This window comes from Flavobacterium sp. HNIBRBA15423 (genome assembly GCF_052655965.1).
This window is the reverse complement of record NZ_CP199751.1, coordinates 2,952,757-2,967,074: the sequence shown is the minus strand read 5'-3', so window position 1 is coordinate 2,967,074 and position 14,318 is coordinate 2,952,757. Positions and strand designations below refer to the sequence as shown.

The 14,318-nt window shown below is 29.5% G+C and carries 7 protein-coding genes; all 7 read right to left on the bottom strand.

The window, feature by feature from the left end:
* Positions 1 to 71: 71 nt before the first annotated feature.
* The 7 genes from ACULEV_RS13380 to ACULEV_RS13350 all read right to left on the bottom strand — a co-directional run bounded on the left by ACULEV_RS13380 (position 72) and on the right by ACULEV_RS13350 (position 14,242).
* Positions 72 to 881: a hypothetical protein gene (locus ACULEV_RS13380; protein ID WP_445455550.1), complete on the bottom strand. Its 810-nt coding sequence runs from the start codon at positions 879 to 881 to the stop codon at positions 72 to 74.
* A gap of 13 nt (positions 882 to 894) precedes the next feature.
* Positions 895 to 2,907 carry a hypothetical protein gene (locus ACULEV_RS13375; protein ID WP_445455549.1) on the bottom strand — a complete coding sequence of 671 codons (2,013 nt, stop codon included), beginning with the start codon at positions 2,905 to 2,907 and terminating at the stop codon, positions 895 to 897.
* 121 nt (positions 2,908 to 3,028) lie between these two features.
* The gene (locus ACULEV_RS13370; protein WP_445455548.1) at positions 3,029 to 6,874 is read right to left on the bottom strand and encodes a contractile injection system tape measure protein; all 3,846 of its coding nucleotides are present in this window, start codon (positions 6,872 to 6,874) and stop codon (positions 3,029 to 3,031) included.
* Between the two features lie 4 nt (positions 6,875 to 6,878).
* Entirely contained in the window at positions 6,879 to 9,620 is a 2,742-nt protein-coding gene (locus ACULEV_RS13365) for a hypothetical protein (protein WP_445455547.1), read from the bottom strand.
* Complete coding sequence (locus ACULEV_RS13360) at positions 9,607 to 13,506, bottom strand: hypothetical protein (protein WP_445455546.1); 3,900 nt, start codon at positions 13,504 to 13,506, stop codon at positions 9,607 to 9,609. The genes ACULEV_RS13365 and ACULEV_RS13360 overlap by 14 nt, the downstream gene beginning before the upstream one ends.
* The gene (locus tag ACULEV_RS13355) at positions 13,507 to 13,947 is read right to left on the bottom strand and encodes a GPW/gp25 family protein (protein WP_445455545.1); all 441 of its coding nucleotides are present in this window, start codon (positions 13,945 to 13,947) and stop codon (positions 13,507 to 13,509) included. It abuts the gene before it with no gap.
* Positions 13,940 to 14,242, bottom strand: a complete 303-nt coding sequence (locus ACULEV_RS13350) for a PAAR domain-containing protein (protein ID WP_445455544.1) — start codon at positions 14,240 to 14,242, stop codon at positions 13,940 to 13,942. The genes ACULEV_RS13355 and ACULEV_RS13350 overlap by 8 nt, the downstream gene beginning before the upstream one ends.
* Positions 14,243 to 14,318: the final 76 nt, after the last annotated feature.

The following is a 14,318-nucleotide window of genomic DNA, read 5'->3' as shown; positions in this document are numbered from 1 at the left end:
ATTGTTTTTAATCACAGTTTCTATTTAGACCTTAAAAACTGTGACTAAAAACTAAATGATTTTGTAGCCTCTTATGAGGCAAGCGCAGCAGCATTTGCAGCGGCTAAACCAGATTGTAATGATTTTAAATTAATCTGAGCTTTATTCAAATCTGCTGTTTTTAAATTTAACTGATTTAAAGTTTCATTATAAGCACTTTGCATCTTATTGAATTCAACAACAGTAGTATTATAGGCATTGTTTAATAAAGTATTTAAGGATAAATTAGGACTATTAGTCTTTTTATCATTAGTTAGTTTATTGTACAACTTGATAGCTTGTAAAGTTTCTAAAGCAGCCGTGTTTTGAACTTCCTTATTTGTTGACTGAGCTGTGAATGCTGCATTTAAAGCTACTAAAGATAATGCCACTGCATTGTTTGCATTATTTCCAGCAGCTGTAACCATTGTTATTAATTGATCTGAAATAAGAGGATTTTGTGCTTTTTTTCTAATAATTAGATTAGCCAACTTATTTATCATCTCTGCGGTATAAATCAGTTTATTTGTAACACTTGTAGTTTTTTCAGCTACTTTTTCGATTTTACTATTGGCTTTTATAACTTCTTTTAAAGCAACTCTTGAATTATCTTTTAAGTTTAAAGCATTTTTTACTACGTTATTCATTAAATTAACATTGTTTAGTGCTTGCGTTTTATTTGCATCTGCTTGTGTTAAAAAACCTTGATAAGTAGTTAATTTGTCTGTTAGAGAACTTACTATTGCTTGCAATTGAGAGACTTCATCAGTTGCATTTAAAACTTGAATAGTTAAAGAGTCTAAAGTTCTTTTTTTATTTTCGGTAACCCCATATTTTAATGGTTTCATTGCTATTGTTGTCATATTTGCTGTGTTTTTAATTGTTAATTATTTTTGATTGCTGTTTTTTTGTAGCGTAGTTGAAGGTTGCTGTATTTTTAAAATCAGAAATTGAGTTTGAAAATTGAATAGCTACTTTTTTAGGTCCAGATGCTACTGATAATACAACAGGAATGTATTCATTTCCTTCAATAAGAGGATTTCCAAAATTATCAGTGGTGTTTTCTTGTATAGGAAGTGCTACTGTTATTTTATTTTTTACCATTTGGATTTGATTTCCAGAAGGCACTGTATAATTTCCATCAGTAACATTTTCTGCAATTAATTGGTTAAAGAAGAAGCCAGGTTTTGGTGTTTGATTTTGGCTACTTACATTTCCTTCTTTATCACTTGGATTAATATCTCTTAAATCTATAGCAGTTAACTCTTGAATTCTAGCTTTTAATTCCGTAATTTGAGTATCAATATCATTATCATTCGTAGTACTATTTTTTGTTGCTTTTTTAACTTCTGTATCAGCAGCTGAATCATTTTGATTTAACGTTGTTTTCTTCTGAATAAGAGCTTCTAATTCGCTATTTAAAGTGTCTAATAAGTTTTTATTATTATATGCTTTTATTTCATCCTCCTCGTCTTTAATCTTATTAATTTCATCATTAATTTCTTTTACAATTTGATTTTCTACTGATAATAAATCTTCTGTTTTAAACATTTGATTAACTAATGTTGAATTATTAAGTAAAAACATGCATCGATATTCAACATTATTATTTTTTTCATTCAGATTAAATTGTAATACTTGAGTTGTTATATTAGTAGGATTTGCATCTGCCTCTAAGAAAGAGACTTTTATAGAATCTGTACTAGGACTATTTAAAGGAGTTGTTAAAGCAAATGAAGAAGATGCAGCTGTTAAATAATCTTCAAAATTATTTAATGATTTTTTATAATCTACTGTAAACTGTGCCAAAACAAATACAACATAATTTTCTCCCAATACTAAAGAGTTATTACTTGTATCTTTCATTTGAGTTATTGAAATGGTTTCTGAAATAGTTTCAGTACTTAAATCAAGAGCATCAACATTTATAGGGAAAGCTATATCAGGTGTATCAAGTAACCCTTCAGCAGTAGCTATTGAAAAAATTGATTTTTCATTTTCTTTAACTACAAAAACGTAATAATTTTCTACAGGATTAACATTGTATGGAGAAGTAATTAAACCATTCTCAGTAACACCATAGAAAGGGTTTGTATAAGGACTAAATTGTACTGTAAAATCGGTATTACTTTTGGCTGTAATTTGTAAGTTTAAATTTAATTCGTTGATACTTGATAAGTAGGTAGCTTTAGCAGCATCATATTCTACTTGAGCATCAATTAATTCACCTTCTGCTTTTTTCTGAGCAGTAGCTGCATCTGAAAAAGCTGCGTTTTCTGTAATTTCTAAAGCTGAGATAGCTTCTAATTGACTAGCTAAAACACTTAATAGATTGGTAACAGATGCTCCTGTAGTTGTTGCTATATCTGCAACGGTACTTGCGGTTACTTCTGCAGTTAAAGACGAGGCTTCCATTGCCCATTGAGAGGTTACTTCAGCATTGTATGCCGTGTCATTCATTAATTTGTTTACAGCAAGTGCTTGTTCGTAAATTTGGCTACCATAATCTGCGGCATTTAAAATACTTACTATGCTTCCCATATCGCTTGCTAAATTGACTATAGCATTTGTAGCAATTTGAACATTTGCAGCAGCGACCGCAGTATTAGAAACGGATTGTAAGTTAAACTGTTTTTCCTGATTAGCTGTAGCAACTACATTTGTACTAAGGTTGTTATCTCCAACAGCTTCTTCTTTTATTATTTCCTGATCAGAATATTTCTGTTCTGTTCTTTTTAACTTTTCTTGAGCTGTTATTTTTGCGTCTTCTGCATAATAGAGTGTAAACATACCCGCATTTAATTGTGCTTGGGTATTGCTTAATTTTAGTTCTTGTGCTTGCAAGGATGACACTACACTTGCATTTAGATTTTCATTGTAGGAACTCATAATTATTTAATTTTAATGTTTATATTATTTGTTAGTATTCTTTTTTAAATTGAAGACAATGGCTTTTAACTACTATCAATTATTTTTGCTCTTATTTTCATTTTTTCATTTCATTTTTAAATTAATAGGGCCATATAACATGTAAAGGTTTTTGCATCCAAGGATATTTAATAATAGAAAAGGAAAAAGGCGATTTGTGAATCAATAAATCATAAACTCTTTTTTCAACAGTTAATTCCCAACGATCTTCTTTTTCAATAAGTAATCCATCTCTTACTAACCAATTACCTCTAAAACCTAATATTGAAGTATCTCCTACATTTGGCCAATGTGAAATAGCAGCAGTAATAAGTCCATTGATTAATTTTTTTTGATCTTCAGTAATGATGATGCTTTCCATTACCGGTGTTGTTATAGGTAATCCGCATAAGACTTTATTTAGTGGTAATAAAACTTCTTCTGTTTTGGTTAATCCAGTAATAACATATTGTAAATAATGAACCGCATTCAATTGTGAAGTACTGTCTTTAAATTGTTTTTCTTCTAATAAACCTAATCGTTCCATTAGTATTTCTATGTAATTGTTTAATAAAACAATACCAGCATTTTTAACAGCTATTCCACTAGCATTTTTTTGAGACGAAAGTGTTTTTAAATCTACTTTTTTCTGAAATTTTGCTTCTATATTTTGTATTGTAGTTTTAGAATCTGATTTTATTAATTGACTCAAGCTAATTTGTAAAGCTGCAGGTAAGCTATATTTTATTTTATCTAATGCAAGAAGTATATCTTTTGTAGGGATATTTTTTTTCTGACGAAGTTCCCATACTAATTCTTGCCAAATGCTCTCTACAGAAAGAATGGACCAGTTGTTTTCTGTCCAAGCAAGGATTACTTTTCTAAACAGAATAGTTTGTATTTCTTTTGAAGTAATTCCTTTTATAGACAATTGTTCTAAAACTGCATATAAGCGTTCAATAGTATATAGTTGTTGTTTGCTTTTGTCATTATTTTTGATAACGGTTATTGTTTTTCTAAAATCCATCCAATCGTATAATTGTTGTTTTTGCAACTGTGGAATTTTATTTTGCTTATAAATAACAATAAAAGGTGTAGGATTGTATGCTAATGCTTCATGAAATAAATCCACTACCGAAGTATTTTTAGTATTGTTATACCAAAGGGGGATTTTCTTTTCTACAATTAAAGAAACATATAACGCTTCAATTAAACCTTGTTTCTCACAAAATTGTATGTCCTCATTTGGAATTGTTGTGGATTCGCTAATTAGATTTGCAAAAGACGTGTTGTATTGCATTAAAATATTTTTCAACATTGGACTAATACTTATTTTATTGGTAGTTAGAGTGTTTATAATCTCATTAGAAGTTATCATTTCTTGTTTTATCATTTCGTTAATCCAATACTCAATAAATGGTTTTACTAGGGTTTCGGTCGTTTTATTTTGTTGAATAATTTCCCAAGTTATTTTCCAAAAAGACCGTTTAATTTGCGTTCTGTTTTTGGAACCCATGAAAAGTATGATGAACTCATGAAATGATCTAAGTGTTTCCATGGCTTCTTTAATATTTGTGTCACTATCATTAGTAATCCACAAAGTAAAAATTTGCCAATCAGAACTATTTTTTAATAGTTTAATTCGTTTATCGGTTATGGTGCTATTTGAAAGTATTTTTCGCACTTCCTCTGGATTGATTTCAAGAGCCATTTGCAATAAATCTTTCAATTTAAATTCTTGATTGTTTCCAATGATTTTTAGAGATTCGTTTAAAATACTTTTTTTAATCCATTCATATAAATTTTGAGTGGTTACTATATGTCCATTTATTAGAACACTTTCTGTAAGTATTTGGCTAGGTTTTTCTATAGCTATTATTTGATTTTTTGTAAGTGTTTTTTCAGTTAGTGGTTGAGGCTTGTTATGAAACAATTTAGATCGTATTTTTTCCAGATTACTTTCGGAAGAAGTGATGTTTTGTATTTTTTCATGTTTAAAAAGAAGAGCTACAAAGACATCAAAATTGGTTTTTTGAGAAGGTGTAATAAGTTTTAAGAGTTTTTCTAAAATAGCTTCTAAGAAGTGAATATTAGTGTACTCAGAATGTAATAGAATCAATTTTACACTTAGTAAATAGAGCGAATCTAAAAGAAGTAAACTAAAATTTCCAGAAGTAGTATTTTGGCTCATTTCTTTTATTACTTTTTCAAGTGTTTGTACTAAATACACCTTCGGATTGTTTCCTTTTTTTATAAATATATGGGCATTTTTTTTGTTTAAAATATATGGGAATAACTGTTTTATAATTCCTTTATCCTTGTAATGTAACAGGGTGTCAAAGGATTGAACTGGATAGAGACGAATGTGTTCATTAATTAATTTTTGAACAGCCATAGAGTGTGTTGTGCCAGTAGTATATGATTTTATTTGTTGCTCTAATTCGGTTATTAAATTGATAAAATTAGTTTCACGAGAAGGAGCGTTTTTTTCTGAAACTTCATCAATTAAAATGGAGGTTAGATTAGTATATATTTCTAAAGTAGCAATAGTTTTTGATGATGAAGGAACATTTACATTGGTTAGCCTATTTACTATGGTCTCTTTTAGTTCATTATTTTTTTTGCTTAATTCATTTAGCGTAAAATTTAAAAATGTTTTATTGTCAAAAGGTGTGTTTTTATATTGTATAAGGAATTGTATACCAATTTCCCATAATAAAGAAAGCTCTAATTTCTCATTCATTTCCTTGTAAAGCTTCTCAATAAAATAAATGCTTTCTATCAACATTTGAGATTTAACAGGAATAACAGCATGAAAAATATTTTCTAAAGCTTCATTCTTTAAATCTGGAACAACAGCAGTCCAAAAAAGATTAGAATTTCCTAAAGATGAAAAAAGTGTGCTGAATTTCGTTTTGTTTTCTTTCGAAAGGACAATAATTAACTCATTAAATTCTCTTTTCTTCGTACTGTTTTTTCGAAGTGAAGCTGAATTAAAAAGTGCTGTTAAAAGTTTCCAATAATCAGGTTTTTCAATTGTGGTTAACTCTTTTTTGGTTTTAATAAGCTCATTTTCTTTGGTTAGAAAATTTAGGATTAATATAAAATCGGCTTTAGTACTTGTAGCCACATAAATATGTTGTATGGCCAATTCAATCATATTTAGTAATTCAGAATAAGACACATTATAATGATTTGACATTTGTTGAATACTACTTCTCATAAAAGCAACTTTATTGAAAATAGTGCCTCTATCTGTAAATAAATAATTGAGTATCCAAAACCAAAGGTTTCTTTTGAATTCATTTTCATTAGCAGGAACAAGTGTTTCTTGCTGTTGAATTTTGGTTAACTCTTCAGAGAATTTAATAATTTGATTGTGATTACTGGTTTCTAAACCTTCAATAATTTTTAGAATAATAGATTCTTGTAATTGCCAAGCCATTCTTTTTCTAACATTTTCATCTGTTTTTCCCACTTCATTAAGCATTTTTAATACTGCTTCTTTATTGTTTTTGAACTGAAAAGCCATCATTTTATTCAAAGAACTATCGTTTTTATAGTTCCAAGGCATATTTCCAGTTAGAAAATAATGACCAAGCATGCCTATTTGAGAAGTATTGGTGTTAGAAATTTCAATTATATCAGCTCGTTTATCTGCATTTACAATTATATCAATGAGTTGGTTATTTAATTGATGAAATAGTTTTAGTGCTAATTCTTCTTCTAAAGTGTCATAATCAATAACACCTAAATCCAATGTCATTGATTGGATGCACCAAGTTTGACTTGCAGGACATATCCTATCAAAAATGCTAGTTATTTCTTTTTGCATTTTTGTTTTGCTCCAATTGCTGATGCGTTGTTGCAATTCAGTAGCTTTTTCTTTTTGGTCAAAAGAATTTTCCCATTTAAATTTAGATATGATATGATTTACCTGACTTGTCATAAAATTATTCTTTAGGTATTTTATTCATAATGTTACTTAATACAGTAGCAGTTTCTGTCGTTTTTTTATAAGTTGAATTATTAAATAATAAATTGTTGTGCCAATCTATAAAAGCGGGAATGAAACTATTTAAGGTTTCTTGATTTACAAATCTATAACTGTAAGAAACTTCAATAGGTAGCGTGTTTTCCAAGAATGTATCTAGTCGGTTTTTAAAATAGGCTGTATTGAAATAAGGAATGTAATCAGGGAAAAGTAAAGTTATAGTTTCTATTGATTCAGAAGTTTCAAAACTATTTTCGGAATTAATTCCAAAAAAATAGTTAGTTCCATTAGTAATTGTCTGTTCCCAATTTATATTTTCTACAGTTAGTGTTGTTTCAATAAGTTCATAAGTAATAGCATCAATAGTAAGAACAATCTCGTTAAGAATTGAATTTGAATTTGTTTCAATAGCAATGGTATTCGCATTTTCCAGAAAAGTGCATAAGGCTATGGTTTCAGCATAACTTAGTGGGTCATTTATTTTATAGTAAGGACCATTTTCAATGGATTGCGTTATCACTATTGTATTATCAAATGGATATAACAAACAATTTTCGATGCAAACAAATCCTTTGCGTTCTTTTAATAACCATAAGCATTGTTGTATTTGTTCTAACTGATTAATGCAGTCTTGGCATTTTTCATTTTGTTGTGAGCTATTTTCACAAAGAGGACATTTTTTTTGTTCTAAATTATTTAATACACTTTCTAGATAATTAATATATGGCGTTTTTAAACTCAGTAAAATATTAAGTTGTAATTCTAGTGCAGCATAATTAATAAAGTCCTGTTTTCTTACTTTTTCAATTTGATCGACTTTATTGGTATTGAATATGAAATCATTTTCAAATTTTTCATTTTTAGGAATAGTAATGTCTTTTTCAGATTCTAAATAAAAACGAACAGATGAGACGTCTATTAATAATTGTTCCAGATTTAGAGGTAATTCAAGTTTTATTTCTTCAATTTTTTTCGCACCTAGATAATTATATCCTTTAAATCTATAATAAGAAAGCAATCCTAAATTTTGAAGATACAAGCTTTTAATAATGATTTTGTCTTTAGCACTATTTCCTGTATAGATAGAACCTTCAATGACAGTGTTTATTAATAATGGAGATTCTCCATGTCGTGCTAGCAAATGATCTAACATTTCATTTCTTCTATTCAAATTGATGGTTTCGTCTTCAACAAGATTTTGTAAGCCTCTTATGTATGAATTGTAAGGGTCTTCTTTGAATTTTTTCCAACTCATTTCTTCCGCTACACTTTTAGTTCTTGCTTCTAAACTAAAATTAAAAGCATCATTATTTTTAAGCAATGGTTTTATATTAGGAATAGTATATAAAGGTTGATAAAAATAAGTAGGAGAGAAGCTCAAATAAGGTACAGGATATTTAAGATGCTCTTTTTCATATGGTGTTTTAGACGAATAAAAGTTTTTTAATTCTGAAGGTGTACCTGTTATTCCATTTTTAAACGAAAAGAGTTGAGGTACATTTGCCAATTGAGAAAATTGATTAGCCAGTATTTGATCAAATAAGGTAAGATATCCTTTTAATTGACGGGATTGTGCAATTTGAAAATCACTTGCATTTGAATTTATGGCATTTTCGCCCACAGCATATATTTCTGGAAAGGTATTTTGTATCGAATAATAGGAATTAATATCTCTAAATTTTCCCTTAGGAAGTTTCTCCTCATCATTTGTTATGGTATCGAATGATAAATCGGGTAATGAAAGTGTATCTGCTATAGTAGTTGAATTTTCATTCTTAAGATTAGTGTAGGTAACTTCTAATTTGCTCAAATCAAAAGAAAGTAATTGACTAGCTGTTGAAGTTACAAAATCACTATTTTTTGCACCACTAATTTGAAGATCTTGAATATTAATTACACCATCAATAGAGCGTATAATAGTAATGAGATTTCGAGTAGTAATACGATCTTTCTTCTCACCTAAATTAGCGTCACTAATCCATCCATGTCTCATTTCTGGACCATTATAGATTGTATCCGTATCTTCACCATCAAGAAGTAATTGGTCATCATCTTCCTGAATTGCTTTTGGAAAAATGTAATTGTTAATTTTCTTTTCAAGCAAGGTAAGTACTTTTGTAAGCTCTACCTCATTGCTAATTTGAAGTTTCCCATTTAAAATATAAGTTGTTTTTTCTAAGGGTAAAGGCATCATGAATAATTCACCAATGTTTCTACGCTTGTTTAAGCGATAGAATACCGTACGACAAATAGTTGTAATTTCAATAGGGTCTTTTAGTGTGGACACAATTGACAAATACACTAGATAAACACCTTTGACATAGGATTGATTACTTTGTTTTGGAAGTAGTACTACATTTTCAACTTCACTCACTTCGTCCACAATATATTTGATATAATCGTTAGTAGTAATAGGAGAAGTGGTTAATATCTCTTCAGGTAAATAAAATTGATCTTTTAGGACAAGCTTATCATCAGAATCGGTTAAAATATCGTTTATTGGAAAATCATTACAATAGCCTAATTCCGTTAAAGCATAACAAAGTTGATCTAATATGGTAACACCAGGATCACTTTGATTTAAGTTAGTCCATTCGTTACCACTTACTTTTTGGATATGAGCAAGTCCTTCCTTTTTTAAAGATTTAAAATCCTGAGTAATAGGAAGTGGTTGGTCTATTATGTAATTAATCTCTTTCATTAATAGTATGATTTATATTGGAAGCGATTATTAACTCGGGATTTTTATCTAATGATAGTAAAGTAAGATCTGTTTGTGCAATCAAATCTCCACTTGGTGATAATCTAGTGGTGTTAAACGTTACTTTTTCAACATTGTTAACACCTTCTATTGTTCTTATAAAATGAATAACATCATCAGCACTTAGATTCTCACCTATTGTAATTTGTGGACTATTTGTTGAAATCCAAGGTGATAAAAATAGCTTTAAAGCAGTTTCTACTGTTTTTTGAACACCTTGAAATTCATAACCATTAGAAACTGTTATAGAAGTGTTTACGGTAACAGTTAAGAATGAAAAATTAGAAACAGTAATTGTTGTAAATGCAGAAGTACGTGTTTTCAAGTATTGCTGTATTTTTTCTTCCGCACAAATAGTAATCATAGGAGCAAAAGCATTATAATCGTTTACATCATTGCATTTTTTTACAACATAAACAGCAACTTTTTTGTTGTTATAAATAGCTTTGGAGTAATAAATGTCATTAAATTCTTGTTGTATAACACTATAATAATCAGTCAAACTAACAATTCTATCCTTTGTCTTTAATCTATTACTGATTCTTTTATTTTTAATAGTATCATTTTCCATTGCTTTTCCACCAAAAGAAGGAAAAGGTTGCATAATATTAGCAATTTCGGGAATAGCAATGTGAGATTTGGTAATGCTATCACTATTAATTTTTGGTTTGGTTGTGTCCAATAAATACTCATTTCCAGAACGAGTTAGTAAAACACCATTTGTTTTTAAAAAAGTAATTTCTGGATAATTAGAGATGTCACTTTTCGTAGCTAAACAAATCCAATAGTTTTCACCATCCATTAGAGTAGTTTGATTGCTTATATCTTTTGGTAAATTAAAAGTAATAATCCCAGAACAGCTCAGGTTGTTTGTCCCATCAGAAAGAAGAGGCAAGAGTTGCCAACCTGTAGTGCTCAAATAATAATAATCTGGTTTTGTATCTGTGGGTATATTTCCTTCTTTTCTGCCTAATTCCACATAAAAATTAATTTCACTTGGTGCTATTACATCTTTTAATTCAATATATAAGAATCCTTTATAATTGTATAAAGAGGAAACAAGAGGAATTCCAGTGGAAATTTGTGAACTAGTTATTTTGTTATCACCCACATTATAATTGTAAACGGGAACAGTTACTGAAGTATCATAGGTTAAATAGTTTACAAAAGGAGAATAAGTATAACATTGTAGCGGAAAATCTCCTGTTTTAGTTAAATCATAGGATTGTGAAGCCGAATAATTTACTACTAAGGTTTTTAGTTTGGGAGCAAAAGGAAGCTTAGCTGGAGCAGCTAGTTTTTTAGAATTTTTTGGATCTTTTGAAATCAGAAGGGCATTTTGTAAAGCAATATTTGCTACGATTTCTGGATATATTTGGGAACCAAAACCATAAGGATTAGGACCAGATAAAATCATTTTTATAAACCCAGATGGACTTTCAGCAGTAAAAGGTAAAGATGAGTTTTGAATATTTGGATCAGCTATAAAAGGAGTTACTACTGTTTCAGTTTTAGAAATAGTAGTGTCCTCAGTTGTTTGTACGGTATTTTGATTGGATGGAACTAGTGATTGAAATGCACTTGATAAGGCTGTATAACTAAAGAAACTTTTAGTTGTTAATTCGCATTTTTCGGCTGCGTTATTTGTACTGAATAATAAATTAGAAGAACTGTCTGCTGGTGGTACACAATATTTATTTACACTATAAGGAATGGGTGTTATCGTGCCATCTTCGGCAACTGCGACACCTTCTTTAATGATGTCAATCTTTTTCCAAGTGGCATTATTTAGTATTTCAAAATCAACGGTAAAACAAGTGTTATTGAAAGGTGTTGTCGCATTTGGATCTACTATGCCTAAAATATCTTTTAACAATTGTACTATTTCTTTTAATAGTGCTATAATTGTATCTACTGCCTTTTTTAGAACATCTTTAACTATTTGTAATCCAGCTTTTAAAATGTCACCAATTTTTTGTAAAATTCCATGTGATTTAGATGTGTCTGAAACCAATTGTTTTTGAGAAGTGGTAGATAGTGTGTTAGAAATATAAGTATTGTATTCTTGATAATAAGTCTGAAAACTTTTTGGTAAAGTGTCCCAAGTCATATCAATTTGAAGCGATTGCAAGGGTTTACTAAAAATTTCATTGCTTCCTATTATGAAACTACTATTCACTAATGGAGTTGGGCCAAATAATTCAAAGGGCTTTTTAGTGTCTAAAGCACCAAAATCATTATACAATTGAAGTGAAGTAATATTCTGTACAGTTACGTCAAATTGAACAGCATTTAAAATAGGAATAGAAATACCAGTATTAGTACTATCAAATTGAATTTTTAGTATAGGCCATTGTGAATCATAACCATCAGGATTTTTGGTAAATCCTTCAATGGCTGGTTGGGTAGCATCTAATGTTATCGTTAAAGTTATTGCTAAAGAAGAAGTACTAGATTCATTAATGGAAACAGGAACAGAAAACCAATCTTTTTGTGTACTGAGAAAATAAGTGGCACTTTTTAAAAATGTTGAGGCGCTTTCTTCATTAAAGTTTAGTGTTACCTGAATCGTTCTGTCTCCTTCTTTCAAGAATAATAAAGGTGATGCAATAGCAAATCCTAATGGTATTGATGAAGCTATAGTAGGTGTGTTATCACCAAAAATAGGCCAACCTTGAATTTTTCCAGATTCATTTTTTTGTAAGAGTGATGGAGTAGCAATATTCTCTAAATAGAGTTTAGTAGAAGTATTTTCTATAGTTGTTACAGCTATTGTTTTTGCACTGACTATCGTTGCTGGATTTAAAGTTATATTCTCATTAGAACAAAAAATAATGGGCTTTTTTTGGGCATCCACACCAGCATCAAATAAACTTCCTTTTGGTAAAAGAAAAGAAGTATCTTTTTTGCTTAATGAGATAGTAATAAACGCACTATCAGGAAGTGCATTTTTTATTTTTTGCTGTAGAATATCCGTATAATAAAAATCCAAGTGTTTTTGAGAAATTTTGTTTAATTGATTGCGATGATGCATCAATAATTGAATAAAAGTTCTCATTAAAATTGTATCAGGAAAGTGACTTCTCGTTTCTTTTAGTTTTTCAAAAGCTATTTTTGCATGTTGAGTAATAGTAGTAAAAAAAGTAAACAATTGATCTCCAGAGTTTTTTATGGCAGAAATGAAATCTGGGATTTTATTTTTAAGAAAGGATGGGTCTAAATGGAGTATTTCCCAATAGGTTTTTTTGTCTTTGTTCTGTTTCCAAATGGTAGCATCAGCATTTTGAAAAATAGAAGATTCAAAGTTTTCTACTTTTGCCATAATATTATTCAAAACTAACTGTCTGCGTAGCGTTAATAAAGCCCATAATTGAGCACTATAAATATGTTCAACTTGGTAAAGAATATATTTTTTAAGACTAAAGTCTTGGTCAGATTTTAATAGAAAACGAATCCAATGTTCTAGTTTTACAAACAATTGGAATATTTGATCAAAAAGAGAACTGATTAGTTTACCAATGGTTGTATTATTTTCATCCTTTTGAAATAAAGATTCTATATGCGAACAGCTATGGAGAAAAAGAGCATGTTTTTTAGTAACATTTGTTTTTGAAATGGAAGCTAAGATAATAATTGGATCTTTTAATAGAAAAGGAGACCAGTTACCGTTTATTTGATTAGAGGCGTCGTAAAAATTAATAAGTGAAGCAAAATCCGCTATAAAACTCAACCAGTCGCGCTCTGTTCTTCCATCAATCAAATTAGATGATGGAACCAAAGCTTCTTCTACTGAAGTTAAAATAGTATTTTGGTTCAATATATTCATTTATCTACTTCCTAAATTGGTACCTTCTTTTATGTAAAAAGGAAAAACATAATTATGTCTTGTATTGGTTTGATTAAAAACATATACAATTCGTATTTCTATAAGTCCAGCTAAAATATCAGCATAAGCAACTGTAATTTCTTGTAAACTTATTCTAGGTTCATTGTGTAATAAAGAAAATCTGACTACATCTGCAATTTCTCCCTTTAATGTTTCATCCATTTTTCTAAAAAAAAACTGTTGGAGCCCTGAGCCAAATCTTGAATTTAAATTACGTTCACCAGTATTTGTAAGTAGAATAATTCGTATAGATTCATTCACATTTTGTTCATAACCAGAGAGATTTAGTTGATGATTTCCTGCTGAAAAAGTAACAGGAAAAGACCATCCAGAACCTAAAAAATGATTCTCTTGTTTTGTTATTGACTTACTGTTATCCACCTATCATTACATTTAAAGCTCCTAATACAATACTTCCTCCATGAGCGGTTGAATCTCCCATTCTTGCAGCTGGCATTCCACCTATCATTACTGTTGATGAACCTTTTACAATAGAGTCTGGAGGTCCTACACAAACTAACATATCACCTACTCTTGCAGCAGGTAACTTGCAAATTAAAACAGTAGGCTCTCCTGGACCTATTATAGGACCACCTACATGTGGAATAGGTGCAGGAACGGCAGGAGTTTGCATAGGACATTGATGAAAATCTGTTAATCGTGCTGCTGGAGGCATATTTTTATTATTTTAAATTATTATTTTAAATATTATTGTACTCTCTAAATAATCACTTTCTACTTTTGACTTTCAA

Coding starts and splice junctions, on each gene's coding strand:
- ACULEV_RS13380 (WP_445455550.1), bottom strand. CDS start 881: ATGACAACAATAGCAATGAAACCATTAAAATATGGGGTTACCGAAAAT.
- ACULEV_RS13375 (WP_445455549.1), bottom strand. CDS start 2,907: ATGAGTTCCTACAATGAAAATCTAAATGCAAGTGTAGTGTCATCCTTG.
- ACULEV_RS13370 (WP_445455548.1), bottom strand. CDS start 6,874: ATGACAAGTCAGGTAAATCATATCATATCTAAATTTAAATGGGAAAAT.
- ACULEV_RS13365 (WP_445455547.1), bottom strand. CDS start 9,620: ATGAAAGAGATTAATTACATAATAGACCAACCACTTCCTATTACTCAG.
- ACULEV_RS13360 (WP_445455546.1), bottom strand. CDS start 13,506: ATGAATATATTGAACCAAAATACTATTTTAACTTCAGTAGAAGAAGCT.
- ACULEV_RS13350 (WP_445455544.1), bottom strand. CDS start 14,242: ATGCCTCCAGCAGCACGATTAACAGATTTTCATCAATGTCCTATGCAA.